At 68.5% G+C, this 23330-nt stretch carries 18 protein-coding genes and 2 pseudogenes; 1 reads left to right on the top strand and 19 read right to left on the bottom strand.

What is annotated here, in order from left to right:
• Positions 1 to 3 precede the first annotated feature (3 nt).
• The 14 genes and pseudogenes from AC2YHA_RS17115 to AC2YHA_RS17050 form a co-directional block, all read right to left on the bottom strand.
• Positions 4 to 2943, bottom strand: coding sequence for a 2-oxoglutarate dehydrogenase E1 component (locus AC2YHA_RS17115; RefSeq protein ID WP_487402586.1), 2940 nt, complete (start codon positions 2941 to 2943; stop codon positions 4 to 6).
• Between the two features lie 187 nt (positions 2944 to 3130).
• On the bottom strand, positions 3131 to 4015 hold the full coding sequence (gene sucD, locus AC2YHA_RS17110; RefSeq protein ID WP_487402585.1) for a succinate--CoA ligase subunit alpha: 885 nt from the start codon (positions 4013 to 4015) through the stop codon (positions 3131 to 3133).
• Between the two features lie 57 nt (positions 4016 to 4072).
• Positions 4073 to 4370, bottom strand: a pseudogene (locus AC2YHA_RS17105) (GIY-YIG nuclease family protein).
• A gap of 48 nt (positions 4371 to 4418) precedes the next feature.
• Positions 4419 to 5381 (bottom strand): malate dehydrogenase, encoded by a 963-nt coding sequence (gene mdh, locus AC2YHA_RS17100; protein WP_487402584.1) that lies wholly within the window; start codon positions 5379 to 5381, stop codon positions 4419 to 4421.
• Positions 5382 to 5512: 131 nt separating this feature from the next.
• Entirely contained in the window at positions 5513 to 6616 is a 1104-nt protein-coding gene (gene zapE / locus AC2YHA_RS17095; RefSeq protein WP_487402583.1) for a cell division protein ZapE, read from the bottom strand.
• An 88-nt stretch (positions 6617 to 6704) separates the two neighbouring features.
• Complete coding sequence (locus AC2YHA_RS17090) at positions 6705 to 7157, bottom strand: PaaI family thioesterase (RefSeq protein WP_487402582.1); 453 nt, start codon at positions 7155 to 7157, stop codon at positions 6705 to 6707.
• A 5-nt stretch (positions 7158 to 7162) separates the two neighbouring features.
• Positions 7163 to 7945, bottom strand: coding sequence for a succinate dehydrogenase iron-sulfur subunit (locus AC2YHA_RS17085; RefSeq protein WP_487402581.1), 783 nt, complete (start codon positions 7943 to 7945; stop codon positions 7163 to 7165).
• Between the two features lie 9 nt (positions 7946 to 7954).
• Positions 7955 to 9342 (bottom strand): annotated as a pseudogene (gene creD, locus AC2YHA_RS17080) (cell envelope integrity protein CreD).
• 307 nt (positions 9343 to 9649) lie between these two features.
• Positions 9650 to 10345 carry a head GIN domain-containing protein gene (locus AC2YHA_RS17075; RefSeq protein WP_487402580.1) on the bottom strand — a complete coding sequence of 232 codons (696 nt, stop codon included), beginning with the start codon at positions 10343 to 10345 and terminating at the stop codon, positions 9650 to 9652.
• A 42-nt stretch (positions 10346 to 10387) separates the two neighbouring features.
• Positions 10388 to 11128 carry a head GIN domain-containing protein gene (locus AC2YHA_RS17070; protein WP_487402579.1) on the bottom strand — a complete coding sequence of 247 codons (741 nt, stop codon included), beginning with the start codon at positions 11126 to 11128 and terminating at the stop codon, positions 10388 to 10390.
• A 118-nt stretch (positions 11129 to 11246) separates the two neighbouring features.
• Entirely contained in the window at positions 11247 to 11780 is a 534-nt protein-coding gene (locus tag AC2YHA_RS17065) for a CarD family transcriptional regulator (RefSeq protein ID WP_233784872.1), read from the bottom strand.
• 331 nt (positions 11781 to 12111) lie between these two features.
• Positions 12112 to 12453 carry a ferredoxin FdxA gene (gene fdxA, locus AC2YHA_RS17060; RefSeq protein ID WP_233784871.1) on the bottom strand — a complete coding sequence of 114 codons (342 nt, stop codon included), beginning with the start codon at positions 12451 to 12453 and terminating at the stop codon, positions 12112 to 12114.
• A gap of 51 nt (positions 12454 to 12504) precedes the next feature.
• Positions 12505 to 12804 (bottom strand): RNA-binding S4 domain-containing protein, encoded by a 300-nt coding sequence (locus AC2YHA_RS17055; RefSeq protein ID WP_487402578.1) that lies wholly within the window; start codon positions 12802 to 12804, stop codon positions 12505 to 12507.
• Positions 12797 to 15265 (bottom strand): helicase-related protein, encoded by a 2469-nt coding sequence (locus AC2YHA_RS17050; RefSeq protein WP_487402577.1) that lies wholly within the window; start codon positions 15263 to 15265, stop codon positions 12797 to 12799. Before AC2YHA_RS17050 ends, AC2YHA_RS17055 begins: the two co-directional genes overlap by 8 nt.
• A gap of 249 nt (positions 15266 to 15514) precedes the next feature.
• Between AC2YHA_RS17050 and AC2YHA_RS17045 the strand changes: the two genes are divergently transcribed.
• A complete protein-coding gene (locus tag AC2YHA_RS17045; RefSeq protein ID WP_487402576.1) occupies positions 15515 to 16993 on the top strand; it encodes a peptidoglycan DD-metalloendopeptidase family protein in 1479 nt (492 codons plus the stop codon).
• 108 nt (positions 16994 to 17101) lie between these two features.
• Here AC2YHA_RS17045 and AC2YHA_RS17040 read toward each other — a convergent pair whose 3' ends face one another.
• From AC2YHA_RS17040 to AC2YHA_RS17020, 5 genes are all read right to left on the bottom strand, one after another.
• Complete coding sequence (locus tag AC2YHA_RS17040) at positions 17102 to 18784, bottom strand: ATP-binding protein (protein WP_233784867.1); 1683 nt, start codon at positions 18782 to 18784, stop codon at positions 17102 to 17104.
• 79 nt (positions 18785 to 18863) lie between these two features.
• Positions 18864 to 19625 carry a TIGR02186 family protein gene (locus AC2YHA_RS17035; RefSeq protein ID WP_487402575.1) on the bottom strand — a complete coding sequence of 254 codons (762 nt, stop codon included), beginning with the start codon at positions 19623 to 19625 and terminating at the stop codon, positions 18864 to 18866.
• Positions 19622 to 20536, bottom strand: coding sequence for a sulfite exporter TauE/SafE family protein (locus AC2YHA_RS17030; protein WP_487402574.1), 915 nt, complete (start codon positions 20534 to 20536; stop codon positions 19622 to 19624). The genes AC2YHA_RS17035 and AC2YHA_RS17030 overlap by 4 nt, the downstream gene beginning before the upstream one ends.
• Before the next feature lie 308 nt (positions 20537 to 20844).
• Positions 20845 to 21867: a hypothetical protein gene (locus AC2YHA_RS17025; protein ID WP_487402573.1), complete on the bottom strand. Its 1023-nt coding sequence runs from the start codon at positions 21865 to 21867 to the stop codon at positions 20845 to 20847.
• Positions 21864 to 23309, bottom strand: a complete 1446-nt coding sequence (locus AC2YHA_RS17020; protein ID WP_487402572.1) for a glycosyl transferase family protein — start codon at positions 23307 to 23309, stop codon at positions 21864 to 21866. Before AC2YHA_RS17020 ends, AC2YHA_RS17025 begins: the two co-directional genes overlap by 4 nt.
• Positions 23310 to 23330: the final 21 nt, after the last annotated feature.

Here is a 23330-nt window from a genome sequence, read left to right as displayed (position 1 = left end):
GGTTTAACCCTTCTTGGTGCGGCGGATTTCTTCGCGGACATTATGGCCGAGCGCGTCGGCGACGAGCGCGGCCTGTTCGAGCTGGTGGCGCTTCATCAGGCCGGTCGCCGGCGAGGCGGCGGCGGCGCGGCCGGCGTAGCGTGGGCGCGCGACCGGCGCCTTGGCGGTCGCCAGCACCTCCTCGAGCAGCGGCGCGGCGAAGAACCAGGCGCCGTTGTTCTTCGGCTCCTCCTGCGCCCACACCACCTCCTCGAGCTTCGGCATCTTCGCGATCCGCGCGGCGAGCGGCTCGCCGGGGAAGGGATAGAGCTGCTCGAGGCGGACGATCTGGGTGTTCCTGTCGCCAGCGGCGTCGCGCGCCTCCATCAGGTCATATGCGACCTTGCCCGAGCACAGCACCAGCCGCTTCGTGTCGGCGTCGGCGGGCGCGTTCGGATCGGAAAGGAGGCGGCGGAAGTGGCTGTCGCCGAGGAAGTCCTCCGCCTTCGACACCGCCAGCTTGTGGCGCAGCAGCGACTTGGGCGTGAACACGATCAGCGGCTTGCGGAAGGTGCGGTGCATCTGCCGGCGCAGCAGGTGGAAATAATTGGCCGGCGTGGTGCAGTTGGCGACCTGGAGATTGTCCTGCGCGCAGAGCTGGAGGAAGCGCTCCAGTCGCGCCGAGCTATGCTCCGGCCCCTGCCCCTCGTAGCCATGCGGCAGCAGCATCACCAGGCCGTTGGCGCGCAGCCACTTGGCCTCGCCCGCGGCGATGAACTGGTCGATCATGATCTGCGCGCCGTTGGCGAAATCGCCGAACTGCGCCTCCCACATCACCAGCGTCTTGGGATCCGCCAGCGCATAGCCGTACTCGAAGCCGAGCACGCCATATTCGGAGAGCGGGCTGTCGAGCACCTCGAACCGGCCGTGCTCGACGGTCGAGAGCGGCACGTATTTGTGCTCGTCGGTCTGGTCGACCCACACCGCGTGGCGCTGCGAGAAGGTGCCGCGGCCCGAATCCTGGCCCGACAGGCGGACGCCATAGCCTTCCGACAGCAGCGCGCCGAACGCCAGCGCCTCGCCGGTCGCCCAGTCGAAATTCTCGCCCGACTTGAACATCTCGCGCTTGGCGTCGAGCACGCGGCCGAGCGTCTTGTGGATGGCGAGTCCCTCGGGGACGGTGGTCAGCGTGCGGCCGAGCGCGTCGAACAGCTTCTTGTCGATGCCGGTCTCGACGTTGCGGCGCGCGCTCTCGGCGTCCGCGGGCGCGTGGAGGCCCGACCAGCGGCCGGCGAACCAGTCGGCCTTGTTGGGCTTGTAGCTGGCGCCCGCCTCGAACTCGCCTTCGAGCAGCAGGGTGAATTCCTTCACCTGCTCGTCGACCCACGCCTGGTCGACGACGCCCTCCTGGATCAGGCGCTCGCCATAGACCTTGCTGACGTCGGGATGCTTGCGGATCGCCGCGTACATCAGCGGCTGGGTGAACGACGGCTCGTCGCCCTCGTTGTGGCCGAAGCGGCGGTAGCACCACATGTCGATGACGACGTCGCGGTGAAAGTGCTGGCGGAACTCGATCGCCATCTTGCAGGCGAAGGTCACCGCCTCCGGATCGTCGCCGTTGACGTGGAACACCGGCGCCTGGACGCCCTTGGCCACGTCGCTCGGATAGGGCGAGCTGCGCGCGAACTGCGGGCTGGTGGTGAAGCCGATCTGGTTGTTGATGACGAAATGGATGCAGCCGCCGGTGTTGTAGCCGCGCAGCCCCGAGAAGCCGAAGCATTCCCAGACGATCCCCTGCCCCGCGAAGGCGGCGTCGCCGTGGATCAGCACCGGCAGCGAGCCGGTGTGCTGCTCGAGGTCGTTGGCCAGCGTCTGGATCGCGCGGGTCTTGCCGAGCACCACCGGATCCTCGGCCTCGAGGTGCGAGGGGTTGGCGACCAGCGACATGTGCACGCTGATCCCGTCGAACTCGCGGTCGGTGGAGGTGCCGAGGTGGTACTTCACGTCGCCCGAGCCGCCGATGTCGTCGGGATTGTCCGAGCCGCCGGCGAATTCGTGGAAGACGACGCGATAGGGCTTGCCCATCACGTTGGTCAGCACGTTGAGGCGGCCGCGGTGCGCCATGCCGAACACGATCTCGCGCACGCCGTACTGGCCGCCGTACTTGATCACGCTCTCGAGCGCCGGGATCATCGCCTCGCCGCCGTCGAGGCCGAAGCGCTTGGTGCCGACGTATTTCTTGCCGAGGAACTTCTCGTACTGCTCGGCCTGGATCACCTTGGTCAGGATCGCGCGCTTGCCCTCGGGCGTGAACTCGATCGCCTTGTCCTTGCCCTCCATGCGCTCCTGGAGGAAGCGGCGCTCCTCGACGTCGGAGATATGCATGTATTCGAGGCCGACGTTGCCGCAGTAGTTGGCGCGCAGGATATCGACGATCTCGCGGATCGTCGCGGTCTCCAGGCCCAGCGCGCCGCCGAGATAGACCGGGCGGTCGATGTCGGCGTCGGTGAAGCCGTGATATTCGGTGCGGAGGTCCTCCGGCATCTCGCGCTTGGAGAGGCCGAGCGGGTCGAGATTGGCGGCGAGATGCCCGCGCACGCGATAGGTGCGGATCAGCATCATCGCGCGGATCGAATCGTCGGCCGCCTTGCGGATGTCGGCGAGCGCCGGAGCGGCGGCGGGGGCCGCGGCGGCCGGGGCGGGCTTGCCGCCCTTCGCCGGGGCGGGCGCAGGCTCCATCTGCGTCGGATCGAGCGCGGCCGTCAGCGCATCGGTGTCCTTGGGCGGCCAAGCGGGATTGGCCCAGCTCGGGCCGCTCACCGTGCTCTCCAGCCCCTCGAACCACTGGCGCCAGCCCGGCTCGACGCTGTTCGGGTCCGCCTTGAAACGCGCATAGAGCGTCTCGACGAACGCGGGGGAGACGCCTCCGGCGATCTCACTGAAATCCTGGCCTTCGTAGCCCATCTTACCACCTCACTTCCCTCTCCCGTCGGGAGAGGGTTGCGCAGACTTAGGTCTTGCGGAGCAAGGCCTTAGTCGGAGCTGGGTGAGGGGATCACGCTATCGAGAGCGGGTCCCCTCATCCAACTTCGGCTAGGCAGCAAGCTGCCAAGCCTACATATCCTTCTCCCTCTGGAGAAGGTTTAAGACATCACCCCTTCAGCACCTCGACCAGCGTGGTGCCGAGCTCCGACGGCGAATCCGCGACGCGGATGCCCGCCGCCTCCATCGCCGCGATCTTGTCCTCGGCGCCGCCCTTGCCGCCCGACACGATCGCGCCGGCATGGCCCATGCGGCGGCCCGGAGGTGCGGTGCGGCCGGCGATGAAGCCGACCATCGGCTTGCTTCGGCCGCGCCTGGCCTCGTCCTTGAGGAACTGCGCCGCTTCCTCCTCGGCCGAGCCGCCGATCTCGCCGATCATGATGATCGACTTGGTCGCATCGTCGGCGAGGAACAGCTCGAGCACGTCGATGAAGTTGGTGCCGTTGACCGGATCGCCGCCGATGCCGACCGCGGTGGTCTGGCCGAGCCCCGCATTGGTGGTCTGGAACACGGCCTCATAGGTAAGCGTGCCCGAGCGGCTTACAACGCCCACCGATCCCTTGGAGAAGATCGAGCCCGGCATGATGCCGATCTTGCACTCGCCCGGGGTCAGCACGCCAGGGCAGTTGGGGCCGATCAGGCGGGTCTTGGACCCCGAGAGGGCGCGCTTGACCTTGACCATGTCGAGCACCGGAATGCCTTCGGTGATGCACACCACCAGCGGCACCTCGGCGTCGATCGCCTCGAGGATCGAGTCGGCCGCGAAGGGCGGCGGCACGTAGATCACGCTCGCGGTGGCGCCGGTCTTGGACACCGCCTCGGCGACGGTGTCGAACACGGGGAGGCCGATATGCTCGGTGCCGCCCTTTCCGGGCGTGACGCCGGCGACCATCTGCGTTCCATAGGCCAGCGCCTGCTGGGTGTGGAAGGTGCCGGTCTCACCGGTCATGCCCTGGGTGATGACCTTGGTGTTCTTGTCGACGAGGATGCTCATTCGTTTGTCAGCCCTCAATTGTGCCCCGGCGAAGGCCGGGGCCCAGTTCGGAAAGCGTCAGCCGTTTGCGATCGACGGGTAGAGGTCTTCCCAGTCCGGGTTCGGCCCCTCGATCTCCCGCAGTTTCCAGCTCCGTTTCCACTCCTTCATTCGTTTCTCGCGCAATCGCGCTTCTTCCAGGCTGTCGTAGGCCTCGTACCAGACGAGGATGTGACAGCGATGTTCCTTCGTGAACCCGTCGGCGACCCCCGTTGCGGTGCTGCCAGATGCGCTGCGGGAGATTGCTCGTCGATCCGATATAGATCGTCCCGTTGCGCTGGCTGGCGACAATGTAGACGAAGCCGCGTTTCTCCAATCGCATGCTCCCGGCAGCTGGGCCCCGGCCTTCGCCGGGGCACGGGGATCAGTTCAGGCTCGCGTCGATCCCCTTGCACGCCACCAGCAGCTCCTTGACCGCGTCGACCGAGACCTGGAGGTTGGCCTTGGCCTCGTCGCTGAGCGCGATCTCGACCACCTTCTCGACGCCGCCCGCGCCGATGATGCACGGCACGCCGACGTAGAGGTCGTCGACGCCGTACTGGCCGGTGAGGTGCACCGCGGCGGGCAGCACGCGCTTCTGGTCGTAGAGGTAGCTTTCCGCCATCGCGATCGCCGAGGTCGCCGGGGCGTAATAGGCCGAGCCGGTCTTCAGCAACGCGACGATCTCGCCGCCGCCGCCGCGGGTGCGCTTGACGATCTCGTCGATGCGCTCCTTGGTCGAGAAGCCCATCTTGATCATGTCGCTGACCGGGATGCCCGAGACGGTCGAATATTCGAGCACCGGCACCATCGTGTCGCCGTGTCCGCCGAGCACGAACGAATTGACGTCCTGCACCGACACCTGGAACTCCTCGGCGAGGAATGTCGTGAACCGCGCCGAGTCGAGCACGCCGGCCATGCCGACCACCTTCTGGTGCGGCAGCCCCGAGAACTCGCGCAGCGCCCACACCATCGCGTCGAGCGGGTTGGTGATGCAGATCACGAACGCGTCGGGCGCATTCTGCGCGATGCCCTCGCCGACCGCCTTCATGACCTTCAGGTTGATACCGAGCAGGTCGTCACGGCTCATGCCCGGCTTACGGGCGACGCCGGCGGTCACGATGATCACGTCGGCACCGGCGATGTCGGCATAGTCGTTGGAGCCGGTGATCTTCGCGTCGAAGCCCTCGACCGGACCGCACTGCGACAGATCGAGCGCCTTGCCCTGGGGCACACCCTCGACGACGTCGAACAGCACGATGTCGCCGAGTCCCTTGAGCGCGGCGAGATGGGCGAGCGTGCCGCCGATGTTGCCGGCGCCGATCAGCGCGATCTTCTTGCGAGCCATGCGGGTCTCCTGAACTGGGCGCGCAATGACGACCAGCGCGCGGAATCGGGCGCGGCATAGGCCGATCCCCGCGGCAGGGCAACCCTTAGATCGGACGAGTTAACGCTTTTTAATGCAAATCGTTCGCAGTATCAATAACGTTCCGCGGCGAGATAGTCGTCGGAGCCCATCTCGCGCAGGCGGCTCACCGTGCGGGCGAATTCGAAGCTGCCGTCGCCCGACTGGTAGAGCTGCTCGGGCTCGGCATCGGCGGCGGCAAGCAGCTTGACCTTGTGCTCGTAGAGGGCGTCGATCAGCGTGACGAAGCGCGCCGCCTCGTTGCGGTTCTCGGGCCCGAGCTTCTGGATGCCGACCAGGATCACGGTATGGAAATGCCGTGCGATCGCGAGATAATCCGCCGCCCCGCGCGGCTCGCCGCACAGGCGCTTGAACGAGAAGACCGCGACGCCCTTCAAGCTCTTGGGCACGTGCAGCGTGCGGCCGCCGGGGACGGGCAGCTCCTCCGACGGCACATTGGCGCGGTCCTCGACCGGATAGTCGGTCAGGCGGAAGAAGGCGGCGGAGAGCGTCGCGGTCGCTTCGGGTCCGTTGGGAACCAGCCAGGTCTTCATCGTGCCGAGGCGGTCGAGTCGGTAATCGACGGGGCCGTTCAGCGCCATCACGTCCATCTTCTCGCCGATCAGGTCGATGAAGGGCAGGAACAGCTCGCGGTTGAGGCCGTCCTTGTAGAGGTCGCGCGGCGGGCGGTTGGAGGTGGCGACCACCGTCAAGCCGCGCGCGAACATCTCGGTGAACAGGCGCGAGAGGATCGCGGCGTCGGCGGTGTTGTTGACCACCAGCTCGTCGAAGGCGAGCAGGCGCACCTCGTCGGTCAGCGCCTCGGCGACCGGCCGGATCGGGTCGCCCTTCTCCTTGGCGCGCTCGACGCGCAGGCGATCGTGCACCTCGGCCATGAACTCGTGGAAATGGACGCGACGCTTCCTGCGGATATCGAGGCAGCCGAAGAACAGGTCCATCAGCATCGACTTGCCGCGCCCGACGCCGCCCCAGAGGTAAAGGCCCTTGGGCGCCTCCGGCTTGCGGCCGAAGCGCCAGAGGACGCTGCCGCGCTTGGGCTGCGCTTCCAGCTCGGTCGCGAGCTGGTCGAGCCGGCGGGCGGCGGCGGCCTGCGCTGGATCGGCGCGAAGCTCGCCGGTCGCGACCAGCGCTTCGTAGCGAGGAAGGAGCTTGCTCATGCGCGCGCCTCCCGCGCCCCGGCGAAGGCCGGGGCCCAGTTGCGGGCCGGTCGGAGCTGGGCCCCGGCCTTCGCCGGGGCACGAGTGGTCATTTCGGCGTGCTCTTCCTCAGCGTGCCCGAGAAGGCGGCGATCTTGTCGCTCCCCTGGACGATGATGCCGCGGACGAACAGCATCCGGCCGGTCTCGCGCAGCAGCTCGACCTGAGCCTCGATCGGCTCACCGATCGCCGCGCCGCCGATGAACTGGGCCGAAAGGTCGAGCGTCACCGCGCCGCCCGCGTTCAGCACCCCGAAGCCGCGGCAGCCGGCGAACATCGCGACGTCGATGAAGCCGAGCAGCGCGCCGCCATGGACATGATCGCGCAGGTTCGAGTGGCGATGCTCGGGCATCATCCGCACCCGCGCGATTCCGCCGTCGACGCGGACCGAGAGGGGGCCGAGCAGCGTGTTGAAGCGCGTGGGGTCGTTCGCCTTCCATAGCTTCCAGCCCGGCTGGTCGGGATCGTCCTCGTAGCTGAAGAAGGGGGGCTGCTCGCTCACGCGGTTCAGATGACCCGCTCGGCTTCCATCTTCTTGATCTCGGCGATCGCCTTGGCGGGCGAGAGGCCCTTGGGGCAGACGTTCGCGCAGTTCATGATCGTGTGGCAGCGGTAGAGGCGGAACGGGTCCTCGAGCGCGTCGAGGCGCTCGCCGGTCATCTCGTCGCGGCTGTCGGCGAGCCAGCGATAGGCCTGGAGCAGGATCGCCGGGCCGAGGAAGCGGTCGGAGTTCCACCAATAGCTCGGGCACGAGGTCGAGCAGCAGGCGCACAGGATGCACTCGTAGAGGCCGTCGAGCTTCTCGCGATCCTCCGGCGACTGCAGCCGCTCCTTGCCGGCGGGCGGCGGCGTGACCGTCTGCAGCCACGGCTTGATCGAGGCGTACTGCGCGTAGAAATGGGTGAAGTCGGGCACCAGGTCCTTGATCACGTCCATCGCCGGCAGCGGGGTGATGCGGATCTCGCCCTTGATGTCCTCGATCGCGGTGGTGCAGGCGAGGCCGTTGCGCCCGTCCATGTTCATCGAGCACGAGCCGCAGATGCCCTCGCGGCACGAACGGCGGAAGGTGAGGCTGGGGTCGATCTCCGACTTGATCTTGATCAGCGCGTCGAGGACCATCGGGCCGCACTGGTCGAGGTCGATCTCGAACGTGTCGTAGCGCGGATTCTCGCCGCTGTCGGGATCGTAGCGGTAGATCTTGAAGCGCTTCACCCGCTTGGCCTCGGGCGCGGCCTTGTGCTCCTTGCCCTTCTTGATCGTCGAATTTTTGGGGAGCGTGAACTGCGCCATCGAACGTCCTTACGCCGCTGATTCCGGGGCACCCGGACGGGCGCCCCACTCGAGATTGCGGGTCAGGTACATGATCGAGGCCAACGCCGCAAACAGGAGAAGCGATCCGATCAGCAGCGAATAGGCTTCGAGGCTCAAGAGCACGTAGAGCACGGCGTAGAGCGCGACCAGCAGGCCGGCGATGAAGCCCGCGCGGCGGCGGCTTTTCAGCACCGCGGCCGAATAGGCGGTCAAAAGCCCGATGATCATGGCGGCGGCGAGCAGATAGGCCGGCGTGAAGCCGATCACCTCGGCGAAGGCGAGCAGCATGACGAAGAACAGCACCAGCCCCGCGCCGACCAGCAGATATTCGACCGCGGACACGCGCACCCCGCCGACCACGTCGAACAACAGGAAGGCCATGAAGGTGAAGCCGATGAACAGGAAGCCGTATTTCACGCTGCGGTTGACCTGGGAATAGAGGTCGACCGGGGTGATCAGCGTGACGCTGGCCTGATGGTCGCCGGCGACATTGCCGACGTCATAGGTCTCGCGCGCCTGGCTGGGCTCCGCCGGGGCATTGGTGCCGACCAGCGCGGTTCCCAGCGCGAGGTTGCCGACGCGCCAGCTGGCGGCGAATCCGTCCTTGGTGAGGCTGTGGCCGGTCGGCAGGAAGCCGCCCTGGAAGCTCGGATGCTGCCACGGCGAGGTCACCTGCCAACGCGTGTCGCCGGCACGCGGCGACAGGGTGAGGCTGCCGTTGCCGCGGAAATCGAAGGCGAATTGCGTCACGAGCGGACGGCCGCGGATCGCGCTGGCGTCGATGGGGGCGAAGAAGCCCGAGCCGCCGGTCTCGCGCGGCCCCTTGCCGGGCTGGAGCGCGCGCGTCTGTCCGTCACCGTCACGCTCGGCGGCGGGCCGTAGAGGCCGCGGGCGTCGCTGAGGCCGAAGCGCAGCTCGGCGCGGTCATAGGCGAGCGTGTCGGCGCTGACGCCATAGCGGGCGAGATCGGCCGGCAGGGCAAAGCGCGCGCTGCCCTCGTTGCGCGCCGAATAGACCACCACCTCGTAGATCGAGCGCTTGCGCCGCTCGGGGGCCAGCGAGGACTTGAGGTCGGCGACGTCGGGCGCGATCTCGAGCTCGCGCCACATGCGGTTGACGCGGGTGACCTGGCGACCGCCTTCGGTCACCGTCTCGGTGGCGTCGGTCTGATAGGGGATGACCAGCACCGGCCCTGCGATCGTCTGCGGCCCGCCCCACCCCTCCGCGATCGAGGCGGTCGCGGTGCGCGACTGCGACTCGCGGTCCCAATTAAGAAGATAGATGCTGAAGAGTGGGATCGCGAGCAGCGCCGCGACGAGGATGGCGAAGGCGAGCTTGGCGCCAGGGCTGCGCTCGGCGCGGTCGGTGAAGGCCATTGCGGGCATCTCCTGTCGACGAAGCGTGCATTTTCATAGATGAGTCGTTGCGAGGGTCAACCCGAATGCGGCGAGTTGAGCGGTGAACACGGGATTTGCCGGTGGAGCCGTCCAGAGTGAAGAAGAAATAGATTCACGCGGAGACGCGGAGACGCGGAGATGTCTCGCCCGCGGCTATGTCTCGCGTCAGCGAGACCTTGAGCCCTGGGGCACCTATAGGGTTAAGGCCGCTAAAGCGGCCGACCTTCCCTCAAGCCATGCACCTCCGCGTCTCCGCGTCTCCGCGTGAACTCCTCTTTCCTGCGCCTCAGCGCGCCGGCCTGTTGCCGCACAGCACCGGCGCACTGCCGGTGATGGTGCAGGTGGCGGGGCCGTTCACCCGGATGGTGCCGTTACCCAGCGCGGCGATGGTGGCGGTGTTGCGCGCGGTGAAGCTCGAATCGCCCGCGCTCTGGGCGGCGACGGTGAGCGTGCCGGCGCTGAGGCCCTCGGCATCGATGGTGCCGGCGCCGTTGGTCTGGAAACGCGCGTCGCGAGCCTTGCCGGCGAGGACGAGTGCGCCGGTGCCGATCAGGCTGGCGCTGAGCTGGTCGGCGTCGATCGCGCCGACGCGGATCGTGCCTGCGCCGGTCAGCGAGAGGGCGACGCGCTGGCCCGACATGCTCGTCACGGTCAACTGCCCGCCGCCGGTTACCGCGGCGGCGCGGAGCATCGGCACCGTCGCGATCACCTTCGGCACGGACCGGGTCGCACCGGGATAGCCGCCCCAGCTGTTGACGTTGGACGACACCACCAACGTGGTGCCCTCGACCTCGACCCGGACTCCATCGAGCGCGCGCCGATCGCCCTCCGCGTGCGCCGCGGCGCTACGGCCGGTGGTCACCTCGACCTCAAACGGCCCTTCGACGCGGATGCGCTCGAAGCCGGAGAGCATGAAGCTGCGCTCGTCGGCAGCCGCCGGCGCGGTGACCAGCAGAAGCGCCAGGGGTGCGAACCGGATCATGGCCGCAGGCTTCGCACCCCGCACGGTCTCAGGCAAGCCACGTCAGCTGCCGCAGCGGACCTCGCCCGAGCCCATCTTGCTGGTGCTGCAATGGGCGTTCGGTCCCAGATCGACGTCGCCCGAGCCCATCAGCGATACCTCGGCCTGGCCGCTGATGTTGGCATGGACGCCGCCGGAGCCGGCGATCGACACGTCGGCGGTCGAGGCCTTGAGGCCCGGCGCATCGACGTCGCCCGACCCGGCGATCGACACCTTCATGCGGGCGGCCTGGCCGCTGGCCTTGAGGTCGCCCGAGCCCGCAATGGAGAGGTCGGCGGTGTTCACCCCGAGCTCCCCGATGGTGAGATTGCCCGAGCCCGCGATCGATCCGTCGAAGTCGCCCCCGGCGACGCGATCGACGGTCATGTCGCCCGATCCGGCGACGCTGGCGCCCTTCATCGCCGGCATGGTGACATAGACCCTGACGCCCTTGCCGTGGTGGTCGCCCCAGTTGAAGCCGTTCTGGTTGACGCGGCCGACCTTGAGCGTGGTGCCGTCCTTGCGGATGTCGAGCTTGTCGAGCTCCTCGCTCGGCCCCTCCGCGCGGACCGAGAAGGCCGGGCCGACCTTGACGTCGACGTCGTCGAAGCCGCGCAGGTCGACATGGTCGAAGCCGGCGACCTGGAAGCTGCGCGAGGCGCCCGAACCGCTGGCGCTCACCTTGCTGCCGCTGTCGTTGCCCATCGCCACCGACCCGCACGCCGCGAGCGGCAGCGCCGCCAGTACGATCATCACCTTGCGCATCGACCCGTCTCCCGATTGTGTATTGCTACAGTAATACACGCGTTCGACTACAAGTGCAAACGAAAAGGGGCGGCCGTTGCCGGCCGCCCCTTCGCTGTTTCATTCAGATGCCCGCCGTTCAGGCGACCGCCTTGTCCTTGGCATGGGCCGGTGCGGCCTTGCGCAGGATCTCGAGGATCTTCTCGAGCGCCTTGGGCTCGTCGACCTGCTCCATCGCCGCGAGCTCGCGGGCGAGGCGCGAGGCGGCCGCCTCGAAGATCTGGCGCTCAGAATAGCTCTGCTCGGGCTGGTCGTCGGGCCGGAACAGGTCGCGGACCACCTCGGCGATCGACACCAGGTCGCCCGAGTTGATCTTCGCCTCATATTCCTGCGCGCGGCGCGACCACATGGTGCGCTTGACCTTGGGCTTGCCCTTCAGCGTCTCGAGCGCTTCCTTGAGCGTCTTGTCCGAGGACAGCTTACGCATGCCGACGCTCTCGGCCTTGTTGGTCGGAACACGGAGCGTCATGCGCTCCTTCTCGAAACGCAGCACATAGAGTTCGAGGCTGGTGCCCGCGATTTCCTGCTTCTGGAGCTCGATGACACGGCCGACACCGTGCTTGGGGTAAACGACATAATCGCCGACGTCGAAGGACAGCGCCTTTGCAGCCATTGCTGAGAAGCCTTTCCGTGGTACATGCCCCGAGTAATCGAAAGCCGTACGCCTCGCGGGAGCGAAACGAACGGCGCTGGGTCGGGGCGGGTGTTCTTACGTCTCCGGGCGAAGAGCGAATCCAATCGCCTCCGTCGACTCCTATTTAACATGCTCGCAATAAAATTACCAGCCCGCTGTCACATTCGACGTGCAGTTCGTGACAGATTTGCGTCGAATCGGGCCGATTCCAAGGCTTCCGGGCAGAAGCTGCGATCGATAGCAAGCGAATCTATGGTGTTTGCCGTTTGGAAATGCGCCTTACGGCGCATTTCGGCGGCACCGGGAATCCTCAGTCGCCCTGGCCGGGCTCGGGCGAGAAATATTTGTCGTACTTGCCGGTCTCGCCCTTGTGCTCGTCGGCGTCGGCGGGGGTCTGGTCGCCCTTGCGGGTGACGTTCGGCCACTGCGCGGAGAAGGTGCTGTTCAGCTCCAGCCACTGCTCGAGACCGCTCTCGGTGTCGGGCAGGATCGCCTCGGCCGGGCATTCGGGCTCGCACACGCCGCAGTCGATGCATTCGTTGGGGTTGATGACGAGCATGTTCTCGCCCTCGTAGAAGCAGTCGACGGGACAGACCTCGACGCAGTCCATGTACTTGCAGCGGATGCAGGCATCGGTGACGACGTAGGTCATTCCATCAACTCCTTCGAACGGCGCCCTCGCTATGCAAGCGGGATTGCGTCGTCAATCGGCGGCGGCTTGCTGCGAGACGTTCTCAGCTAGGTCGGTGTAGCAGCCTCTTGCTTCGCTCGCCGGACCGCGGCGTGCCGGCAGCGCCTCGATCCGGATCACGCGGACGCGACCGTGGAGCGGAAAGGTCAGCACATTGCCGACGCGGACCGGCGCCGCCGCCTTCTCCACAACGCGCCCGTCGATGCGAAGGTGCCGCGCCTCGGCCACCTCCTGGGCGAAGCTCCGCGTCTTCGCGAGGCGCGCGAACCAGAGATATTTATCGAGCCGCATCGTCGACGCCGGCTCAGCCATGGCCGAGATCCAGGTCGGCGAGCGCAGCGAAGGCGTTGTCGCGGCGGGGCGGCGCGCTTGCTCTCGCGCGCGGCTGCGGACGGCCGCGCCAGGCCCATTGCGGTGGCCCTTCCCCGTTCGCGACGCTCCGGAAGCCGAGGCGTGCCATCAGCTTGGCGAGCGTATCCGGCGTGACGCCGATCGATGTGGCGAGCGCGGGATCGGGGACGAAGGGCTTGCGGCCGGCGCGCGCGTCGTGCGCGGCGCGGGCGAGCCGCTCGACCAGGTCGACACGGACCTGCTGGCTGCCGACACGGCGGAAGCCGGCGAGCGGCGTGCCTCCCCTGGCGACGCTCGCGCCCGGCGGCGGCAACGTCACCGCAACATCGCGCGCACCGAGCAGCGCCGCGCGCCACGCCGCCGCGGTCGGCTTGAGCAGGCGCGGGTCGAACAGGTCGAGCGTGCCGACGGTGATGCCGAGCTTGCGCAGGAACTTGCGTGCGATCGGGTCCAGCGCCTCGACATCAGGCACGGCGGTGCGCTCGGCGAGTCCGCCGGCATCGGCAAGCGCGGCGGCGGTGGCGCGCAGCGCGCCGGGCGCATCAGGATCGCGCACCAGCCGGTCGAGCCGGGCGAGCGCCGGCGTCAGACGACGTGTCTCCGATTCCACCCATTCCGCCAGCCGCGCCGCTACGGCTTCGCGAGCGGGCTTGTCGAGGCTGTCGAGCGCGCGGTCGAGCCGGATGCGCGGGCGCGTGAGCTCAGGACCAGCGGTGAGCCGCGCCACCTCGTTCCCGTTCCATAAGAGCGTCACGCCTTCGAGCGAGAGCGCTTGATCGGGCGCCTCGGCCAGCAATCGTCCGCGCTTCGCCAATTCGCCGCCCAGCCGCTTTTCGGCGGCCGCGAGCAGGATGCGCTTGTCGGTCGCCCGCGCATCGGCGGCGACGGTGAAGCGGAAGCCTTCCAATCGACCGATCGGATGGTCCTCGACCAACACCTCGCCTTCCGGGCCGATCGTCACCGGCAGGGCGCTGGCGTCGGCGCCGATCGAGCGCAGCAGCGCGGTGGTGCGCTTGTCGACGAAGCGCTGGGTCAGGCGGTCGTGGAGCGCGTCCGAGAGCTTGGCTTCGAGCGCCTGCGCGCGCTCCTGCCAGTGGAGCGGCTCGGCCAGCCAGTCGGCGCGGTGGGCGATATAGGCCCAGCTCCGCGCGGCGGCGATGCGCGCCGCGATCGTCTCGACGTCGCCAGCGACATTGTCGAGCCGCGCGATCTCTTCGGCGAACCAGCGGTGCGGGACATGGCCGTCACCCTCGGTCAGGTGCTGGAAGATGCGGCCGACGAAACGGCTGTGCGGCTCAGGGCCGAGCTTGCGGAAATCGGGCAGGCCGCACGCCGCCCACAGCCGGTCGACCCGGCCGCGCTCGCGCACCCACGGCTCGTCCGCGAGACGCTTCAGCACCGCGAGGTCGACCGCCTCGGGCGCGGGGCGCAGGCCCGGCCGGTCCGGCTTCGCCTCCAGATCGGCGATCAGCGCGTCGACGCTGGAGAGGTCGGGCTCGCCCTCGCGCCAGTAGAGGAAGTCGAGCGGCGGGAAGCGATGCTCCTCGATCGCCCGGATCTCCTCGGGGGTGAAGGCGCCGGGGCCCTCCTCGTGCAGCGCGCCGAAGGTGCCGTCGCGCTGATGCCGACCGGCGCGGCCGGCGATCTGCGCCATTTCCGACACCGTGAGGCGGCGCTGGCGGCGGCCATCGAACTTGCTCAGCGAGGCGAAGGCGACATGCGCCACGTCCATGTTGAGGCCCATGCCGATCGCATCGGTGGCGACGAGATAGTCGACCTCTCCCGCCTGGAACATCGCGACCTGGGCGTTGCGGGTGCGTGGGGACAGCGCCCCCATCACCACGGCCGCGCCGCCGCGCAGACGGCGGAGCGCCTCGGCGACGGCATAGACCTCCTCCGCGCTGAATGCGACGATCGCCGAGCGTTTTGGCAGGCGCGAGAGCCTCTTCGCGCCGGCGTAGCTGAGCGTCGAGAAGCGGGGGCGCTCGATCACCTCGGCCTCGGGGACGAGGCTGCGCAGCATCGGCTTCAGCGTCTCGGAGCCGAGGATCATGGTTTCGTCGCGGCCGCGGGCGCGCAGGATGCGGTCGGTGAAGACGTGACCGCGCTCGGGATCGGCGCCGAGCTGAGCCTCGTCCAGCGCGACGAACCCGACCTCCCGATCGAGCGGCATCGATTCGGCCGTGCAGAGGAACCAGCGCGCGCCGGGCGGGACGATCCGCTCCTCGCCGGTGATCAGCGCGACCTGATGCTCGCCCTTCAGCCTGACGACGCGGTCATAGACCTCGCGCGCGAGCAGGCGCAGCGGGAAGCCGATCATGCCGGAGGAATGACCGCACATCCTCTCGACGGCGAGATGGGTCTTGCCGGTGTTGGTGGGACCCAGCACGGCCGTGATCGGGGAGCGCGCGAACGATGCCATCGCGATGCCCTACATCGGCGCGCACGGACGGTTCCGCAACCTTTGTCTTCCGGGAAATTCTGTAATTGAGTCCGATGCTTGGCTCGATCGCGGCGAGTCGGGCATTCCCGGTTCGTCCAGCATCAGGCACGATTCGTCGCAGCATCGCCCCGGCCGCGACGGGGTTAATTTGACTTTAGGGACTCCACGCCACAACCCTCACACCCGGGCCTGGGGTCGGCAGGCCGCAGATTTTGGGGTGGGGTGCGCATGTACTTGCGCAACGATCATGGGCTTGAGGGCGCAGGCGGCGCGACGGCGCTGTCGTTCGGTCGCGCATCCCCGGTGACGCCCCTCCCGAGCTTCCTCGAACGGCTGGGCGAGCGGTTCGCCCATGTCGAGCTGGTGCCGGACCTCGGTGCCGACATCGGCTCGCGCACCTGGTGGCGCGGCGCGGCGACCTGCGCGGCGCTGATCGCCGGCACCGTCGCCCTGTCGCCGGGTTTCAGCCGACCGCTCGCGGTGACCGCGCCGCCGGCGATGACCGGCAGCGACTATGACGAGACCCGCAGTCTCGCGATCACCCCGCTCGCGCTCGGCGCCAACAGCGGGCGGCGGCTGGGCGCGACCGCGCTGGTCAAGCCGCTCACCGACACGCCCGAACGCCCGATCATCGAGGCGACCGCGACGCTCGGCAGCGGCGAGGACTTCGCGGCGGTGCTGCGCCGCGCCGGCGTCGGCGCGCCGGAGGCGAATGCGGTGGCGGACATGGTCGCTGCGCGAATGAGCCTGGGCGAGCTGCGTCCCGGCACCCAGTTCGAGCTGACGCTCGGCCGCCGTCCGGACAAGGACGCGCCGCGCCCGCTCGAGAAGCTGGCGTTCCGCGCCAAGTTCGACCTCAATATGGAGGTCGCGCGCAACGACGGCGCTCTCCAGCTCGCCGCCATGCCGATCGCGATCGACCATACGCCGCTGCGCATCCAGGGGCGCGCCGGTACCAGCCTCTATCGTTCGGCGCGCGCGGCCGGCGTGCCGGCCAAGGCGGTGGAGGCGTTCATCCGCTCGATTGCCTCGCGCATGCCGATCAGCCGCGTCGGCGCCGACGACCAGTTCGACATCATCGTCGAGCAGGCCAAGGCCGCGACCGGCGAGGTTCAGCTCGGCAAGCTGCTCTATGCCGGGCTCACCGGCGCGTCGAAGAAGCTCCAGCTCATGCGCTGGGAAGAGGACGGCAAGAGCCAGTGGTTCGATCCGCGCGGCATCGGGGCGACCACCCGCGGCGGCGCGGGGATGCCGGTGCAGGGGCGGCTGAGCTCCGGCTTCGGGATGCGCCGGCACCCGCTGCTCGGCTATATGCGGATGCACAAGGGGCTCGATATCGCCGCGCCCTATGGCGCGCCGATCCGCGCGGCGATGGCCGGCGTGGTGCAGATGGCGGGCCGGGCGGGCGGCTACGGCAATTTCGTCAAGCTATCCCATGCGGGCGGCATGGCGACCGGCTATGGCCATATGAGCAGAATCGCGGTGCGCGCCGGCCAGCGGGTGAGCCCGGGGCAGGTGATCGGCTATGTCGGCTCGACCGGGCTCTCGACCGGCCCGCACCTCCATTACGAGCTGACGAAGAACGGCGTGCCGATCAATCCGGGCAAGGTGACGTTCGAATCGGTTCAGAAGCTGAGCGGGCGCGACCTCGCCGAGTTCAAGAGCAAGTTCAACAAACTGATGTCGGTGAGCTCGGGCGGCAACTGAGGCCGCCGGTCATTCTCGACTGTCGCTGGAAACCCTGTGCTCCTGCGAAAGCAGGAGCTTTGGCCACGGCTCCTGCCTTCGCAGGAGCACACGGGCGGACGATGCGGCTCAGCGCCCCTGCGCGCGCCAGCGCTTGATCGTGCGCTCGATCAGCCCTTCCTCACCGCCGGTCTCGCGCCACAGTTCGGAGAAGAGCGGGTCGCCGGAAGCCGGACGCTTGTCTTCGTCCAGCGTGTCGAACAGCACGCGGATCGGCGTCGCGACGCCTTCACCGCAGACGATGCATTCGCGGTTCCTGAGCGCGGGAATCGAATCGAGGAAGCCGCGCGCGCCTTCCGGCATCGCCGCGCGGACATGGGCCTGGTCGCGGTCGTTGTTGAGGCGCATCGCGATGATCGTGCCGCATTGCGACAGCACCCCCTCGGCGAGGTCCGACGGCCGCTGGGTGATGAGGCCCAGCGACACCCCGTACTTGCGGCCTTCCTTGGCGATGCGGCTGAGGATGCGGCCGACCGACGAGCCGTCGGCGTTGCGCTCGTTGGGGACGTAGCGGTGCGCCTCCTCGCAGACGAGCAGGATCGGCCGCTGCGCCTCGCCGCGAGACCAGATCGCGAAGTCGAACACCATGCGGGACAGCACCGCCACCACCACCGAGGTGATCTCGCTCGGCACCCCCGACACGTCGATGATCGAGATCGGCCTGCCGTCGCTGGGCAGGCGGAACACGCGCGATAGGAACGTGGCCATCGAATCGGCGACCAGCATGCCCGAGAACATGAAGGAATAGCGCGGATCCGACTTGATCTCCTCGATCTTGGCCTTGAGGCGCAGATAGGGCGCGGTGTCGCCGGCACGATCGAGCTTGCCCATCTCGAGCTGGATGAGGTTGAGCAGGTCCGACAGGAGATAGGGGATCGGCGAATCGACGGTGAGCTTGCCGATCTCGGCCGCCAGCCGGTTCTTGCCCTTGGCCGCGAGCAGGCATTTGGCGAGGATATCGGAATCGATCTGCCGGTCGGAGCCCGAGGTGGTGACGAACACCTCGCAATGCTCCTCGAAGTTCATCAGCCAGTACGGCATCTGCAGGTTGGAGACGTCGTAGATCGCGCCCGTCGTCCTGAATGCCGCCGAATATTCGCCGTGCGGGTCGATCATCACGACGTGACCCTCGGGCGCGAGTTGGCAGATGCGGTGGAGGATCAGCGCGGCCGCGGTCGACTTGCCGGTGCCGGTCGAACCCAGCAGCGCGAAATGCTTGCCGAGCATCGCGTCGACATAGAGCGCAGCGCGAATGTCCTTGGTCGGGTAGACGGTGCCGATCTCGACATGCGCGCGGTCGTCGGCGGCATAGATCTGCTTGAGGTCGGCGGTCGAGACCGGGAACACCGCCGTGCCCGGCGTCGGATAGCGCGTCACGCCGCGGCGGAAGCGGTAGAGCTTGCCGGTCAATTTCTCCTGGTCGCCCTCGCCGAGGAAATCGACCTGTGCGACGACGCGGTTCTCATGCTTGTCGGACAGGCGCAGCGCGCGGATGTTGGCGACCAGCCAGCTGGCGCCGACCTGCATCTTGATCTGGCTGCCGACCTGTCCGGCACTGGCGATGGCAGCGTCGTCGTGATCGGCGAGCGAATCGATCGTCGTCAGGTCGAACAGCACCTGGCTGCTCGATCCGGCGATCTCGAACACGGCGCCGATCTCGGTGCCCGCACCCGCCGATGCCGACGCACCGCCATGACCCGCCCCCGCGAGCGAGGTGGCCTCGAAGCCGTGCCTTTCCAACCGTTCCGCCATCCACGGCCCCCCTGATCGCGCAGGGTATCACCTTGAAAGCGTAAAGATTGCGTTGGCTCGGGTTTGTCCGGAAATGCGCTCAGACGCGGCGGGCGATCGCGCCGGCGCCCCAGCCGAAGGCTACCGAGAGCACCACCGCCACCAACCCGTAGGCGAAAGAGGATTTCTCGGCGGCGCGGGCGACGAAGCGCTCGAAGCCGGATTTGCGGATGTCGATGTCGCGCACCGCCGCGGCGAGCACTCGGCCGTCCTGGATCAGGAAGGTCTCGGCGGTGAAGCGCCCCACCGGCACGCGCGCCGGGATGGTGACGCGCGCGCGATAGAGCACGCCGTCGGTGATCTCGACCGCCTTCGGGTCCTCGTAATAGAGGCCGCCGCGGCGCCTCAGGTCGACAAGTCCTCCGTCGAACCGCGCCTGCTCGGCCGGAACGGCGCCCGAGGCGGGAGACAGCTGGAGGCTGTCGAGACCGAGCTCGTAGATCGCGCGGGTGCGCCCGTCGACGATCCGGTCGATCGGCCGGGACGACGCGATCGCGTAGAAGCTCGGCGCCGAGCGGTAGCGCATGCGGTCGGCGTTGACCCAGATGCCGGCGACCTTCTCCTTCTCGCGCACCAGGATCGATTGGGACGGGCCCTTGACCACCACCACCACGTCAGCCGGCGGCGTGCCCGGCCCGGGCTCCTGGCCCTTGGGATAGAGGATCGCGCCGAACAGCAGCAGCTCGGCGCCGGTGAAGGAATAGGCGATCTCGATGTCGCGCTGCGAGACGTCGGGCACCAGCACCGGCTTGGCGGCGCCGAGGAGGAGCGGCGCGAGCAGCAGGGCCGCGAGCGCCTTCACGACAGCTCCACCGTGTAGATTTCGTCCGGGCGCCAGGTGATGCCGAGCAGCATCCGCACCGCCACCAGCAGCACCATCACCGCCAGCGCCAGGCGGAGATATTCGGGCTTCATCTTCGCCGCGAACCGCGCGCCGAGCTGCGCGCCGACCACCGAGCCGAGGAGGAGCAGCGCGGCGAGCACGATATCGACCGCCTTGGTGGTGAGCGCGTGCGTCATCGTCGCCGCGGCGGTGACGAACAGGATCTGGAACAGACTGGTGCCGACCACGACCTGCGTGGTCATGCCGAGCAGATAGAGCATCGCGGGTACCAGGATGAAGCCGCCGCCGACGCCGAGCAGCACGGTCAGCATGCCGGTGCCGAGGCCGAGCAGCAGCGGCGCGAGCGGCGAGATGTAGAGGCCGGAGCGGTAGAAGCGCCACCTGAGCGGCAGCGCGGCCACCAGAGGATGGTGGCGGCGCTTGCGGGCCTTGGGCGCGGTGCCGCTGCGCATCGCGCCGATGCTGACCAGCGATTCGCGCAGCATCAGCCCGCCGATCGATCCGAGCATGACGACATAGATGACCGCGATCACCGTATCGATCTGCCCACTCGCCTGGAGCAGCCGGAACAGCCCCGCGCCGGCGATCGAGCCGAGGATGCCGCCGAAGGTCAGCACCAACCCCATGTGCACGTCGACGCCATTGCGCCGGAAATGCGCGAACACGCCCGACACGCTCGCCCCGGTGACCTGGCTCGCCGCCGACGCCGCGGCGACGGTGGGCGGAATGCCGTAGAAGATGAGCAGCGGCGTCGTCAGGAACCCGCCGCCGACGCCGAACATGCCCGACAGCAAGCCCACCCCGCCGCCCAGCAGGATGATCACGAGCGCGTTCACCGACAGGTTGGCGATCGGCAGGTAGATGTCCACGAATGCTAGCCGATAGCCCTTTTACCGGCCGTGCCAAGGGCTAGGGTGTGTACTCGATACCGGCAATGGTCTGGACGGAGCGGATTTGGCGCAGGGCTAGGAGCGAGGAAGGAGCGATGCCGAAGCATCGTGACTGACGAGCGACGACGTCATGCGTCAAAATCCGCCCGCCGCTGCGCGGTCGCATTCGGGGGCTCGCTGGCTACGTCGCTTGCTTGCGCGTAGCTTCAGCTACGCGTCTGCGCCGCACTCCTTGCCAGCGAGCCCACGAAATCGATCCAGACCGTTGCCGGTATCGAGTACACACCCTAGAAGTCGGCGCCGACCGACAAGGCCAGGCCGGAGCCGGGCCGCGCCTCGCCGGCGACGCGCTGGCGCCAGTCGAGCGAGAGGCGGACGGTGCGGTCGGCGAGTGGGATGCCGAGACCGAGGCTGGGCCCCAGATCGAGCCGGGCGACGCCGCGCTGCGCGCCGCCCCAGGCGCCGGCGCCGAGGTCGAGATCGATCCTGCCCAGGCGCGCGACCGGATGCGCGGCGCGGGCGATGCCGTCGACATAATGTTCGGCGCCGTCGCGGAAGATCGCGCCGCCCTGTGCATAGCCCTCGAGCCGGAAGCCGGCGGGAAGCGCCGTATAGACGCCGCCGCTGATCCCCAGTGCCGGACCGCCCTGCCCTTCGTCGAGCGCGATGCGCCGTTCGGCAACGAGGCGGACCGGGAGGCGGCCCGGACGCCAGGCGATCCCGAGCGCCAGCTCGCGCCCTGCCCCCGCCGCGGGCGCGGCGAGCCGGCCGGTCGCGGCGAAGCCGTGGCCGAGCGCATAGTCGACGCGCAGCCCTCCCTGCGAACCGCCGAGCTGCGGTGCGTCGGCGCTGGCGCCGAGGCCGGTCCCGCCGCGCACGATCAGCCAGCTGCTCGCCGACCAGCGGCCTTCGCCCCGCGCGGCAAGGGCGGCAAGGGCGGGCAAGTCGCGCCGGAGCTGAGGCTGCGTTTCCGATTCCTGGTCGATCTCGTGCACAGGTCCGAACTGGCTCATCGCCAGCAGAGCGAGCTGCACGCGTCGCGGATTGGAGGGCATTCCGCCGTTGGGAGCGAGCGGTGTCCGACCGGCATGAGCGATACGGTGGATTCCGGGCACGATCGCTCGCGACGGCATTCGAGCCGAGGCCGGGGCGGTCGTGACCGTCGGCGGATGTGCGGCGAGCACCGGCAGAGGCGCCACGCGGCGAATCGCCTCCGGCAGCGATCCGGTTTCGTGCCAAAGGATCAACACCCTTGCCACCACCCAGCCGCCCGTCACCAGACCAAGGAAACGAAGCGGGCGGCCGCTCATGCCTCAGGTGCCATGAGCTCGGCTTCGGTGGGAAAGCGGTGCGCCGTCTTGTCCCAGTGCGGTCGTGCACCGCGCAAGGTTCCGACATAGCGGAACAATGCCCGTCGCGCCGCCATCAACGCAATCACATTACCGACGATGAGCCGCGGCATCGACAGCGCCGCCTCCGCCCAGCCATAGCTCGCCGCGATGAATCCGGCACGCACCGCGATACGCCAGACGAGCAGGCCCAGGTTGAGCGCCAGCACCGCCTGGACCCAGGGGTGCGGCACCGGCAGCGGCGTCCCGCCGACAAGGACACGAACCACGCTGACACCCCAGAGAAACAGCGCGGCATAGGCGGCGGCGAGCACCAGCACGCCCAGCGGCTGGCGGCGATCGCGCATCCGCATCCAATAATCGCCGATCCCGCGGGATCCCGCCCAGCCCAGCCGATCCCATCCCGCGAAGGCGATACCGAACATCCAGCGCGCGCGCTGGCGCACCGCGGCTTCGACCGTGCCGGGGAAATAGGCGTGAACCGCCACCGGCAGGCCGCCGGCATGTTGTCGGACGCGCGGCGCTGCGACGCGCCCGCCGAGCGCCGAGATCGTCAGCCCCAGCTCATAATCCTCGGTCAGGCTGGCGGCATCGAACGGCTTGCCGCCGCGCGCCTCGGCGACGCGGCCGAGCATCTCGCGCGACATCGCACAGCCGACTCCCGCGAAAGGAAGCCCGGCGCCGACCGCCTGGCGCACGACGAGCTGCTTGGCATGGGACTCGACGAACTCGTCGATGTAGGTGCCGGCGACGAGGCGGGAGTCGCGATCGACCAGCGGCAGTACCGGGACCTGCACCGCGTCATAATCGCCGATCAGATGATCATAGACCGCAAGCTCGCCGGCGTGGACGACGTCCTCCGAATCGTGGAGCACCACCGCGACCGCCGGCTCCAGCCCGGCTGCTTCGTCGTTCAGCATCGCGGTCCATAGGCTGTTGAGGCAGTCGGCCTTGGTCGTCGGCCCCGCGCGCGTGCCGACGACGAGTCGGACGCGCGGATCGTCGAGCGCGACCGCCGCGATCGCCTCGATCGTCTCCCAATCGTTGGGGTAGGCGCCGGCGTAGATGCGCAGCCCCGGGTGCGGCCAGCGCTCGACCGCCGTGCGGAGCATCCGGCCGATCACCGCGGCCTCATCCCACGACGGCACGAACACCGCGATCGGGCGGCTGGGCGGCGGCAGCTCGGCAAGCAGCGGATCGCGCCGCCCGGTCGCCCGCCGCCACCCCAGCCGCGCGAAATAGACGGCGTCGACGATCAGATCGTCGACGCCGCCCACAAGGAAGCCGGCCGCCGCGAATATGATCGTTTCGCGCGCAGCAACATCGATCAGTCCGGTGACGATGCCCCCGTCCAGCCCCTTTTCCCCCTGAAGCGAACATAGCCGCGCAACCGGGGCCGACAAGCGGTGGAATCGGATACGATT

The organism is Sphingomonas sp. SRI_018, from assembly GCF_057586275.1.
The sequence above is the reverse complement of the archived record's forward strand: the minus strand, read 5'-3'. Positions and strand labels throughout refer to the sequence as shown.

What these genes read in the sequence shown, in the direction of transcription:
- AC2YHA_RS17115 (WP_487402586.1), bottom strand. Translation starts at nt 2,943, where the DNA reads ATGGGCTACGAAGGCCAGGATTTCAGTGAGATCGCCGGAGGCGTCTCC.
- sucD (WP_487402585.1), bottom strand. Translation starts at nt 4,015, where the DNA reads ATGAGCATCCTCGTCGACAAGAACACCAAGGTCATCACCCAGGGCATG.
- mdh (WP_487402584.1), bottom strand. Translation starts at nt 5,381, where the DNA reads ATGGCTCGCAAGAAGATCGCGCTGATCGGCGCCGGCAACATCGGCGGC.
- zapE (WP_487402583.1), bottom strand. Translation starts at nt 6,616, where the DNA reads ATGAGCAAGCTCCTTCCTCGCTACGAAGCGCTGGTCGCGACCGGCGAG.
- AC2YHA_RS17085 (WP_487402581.1), bottom strand. Translation starts at nt 7,945, where the DNA reads ATGGCGCAGTTCACGCTCCCCAAAAATTCGACGATCAAGAAGGGCAAG.
- AC2YHA_RS17075 (WP_487402580.1), bottom strand. Translation starts at nt 10,345, where the DNA reads ATGATCCGGTTCGCACCCCTGGCGCTTCTGCTGGTCACCGCGCCGGCG.
- AC2YHA_RS17070 (WP_487402579.1), bottom strand. Translation starts at nt 11,128, where the DNA reads ATGCGCAAGGTGATGATCGTACTGGCGGCGCTGCCGCTCGCGGCGTGC.
- AC2YHA_RS17065 (WP_233784872.1), bottom strand. Translation starts at nt 11,780, where the DNA reads ATGGCTGCAAAGGCGCTGTCCTTCGACGTCGGCGATTATGTCGTTTAC.
- fdxA (WP_233784871.1), bottom strand. Translation starts at nt 12,453, where the DNA reads ATGACCTACGTCGTCACCGATGCCTGCATCCGCTGCAAGTACATGGAC.
- AC2YHA_RS17055 (WP_487402578.1), bottom strand. Translation starts at nt 12,804, where the DNA reads ATGGCTGAGCCGGCGTCGACGATGCGGCTCGATAAATATCTCTGGTTC.
- AC2YHA_RS17050 (WP_487402577.1), bottom strand. Translation starts at nt 15,265, where the DNA reads ATGGCATCGTTCGCGCGCTCCCCGATCACGGCCGTGCTGGGTCCCACC.
- AC2YHA_RS17045 (WP_487402576.1), top strand. Translation starts at nt 15,515, where the DNA reads ATGTACTTGCGCAACGATCATGGGCTTGAGGGCGCAGGCGGCGCGACG.
- AC2YHA_RS17040 (WP_233784867.1), bottom strand. Translation starts at nt 18,784, where the DNA reads ATGGCGGAACGGTTGGAAAGGCACGGCTTCGAGGCCACCTCGCTCGCG.
- AC2YHA_RS17025 (WP_487402573.1), bottom strand. Translation starts at nt 21,867, where the DNA reads ATGAGCGGCCGCCCGCTTCGTTTCCTTGGTCTGGTGACGGGCGGCTGG.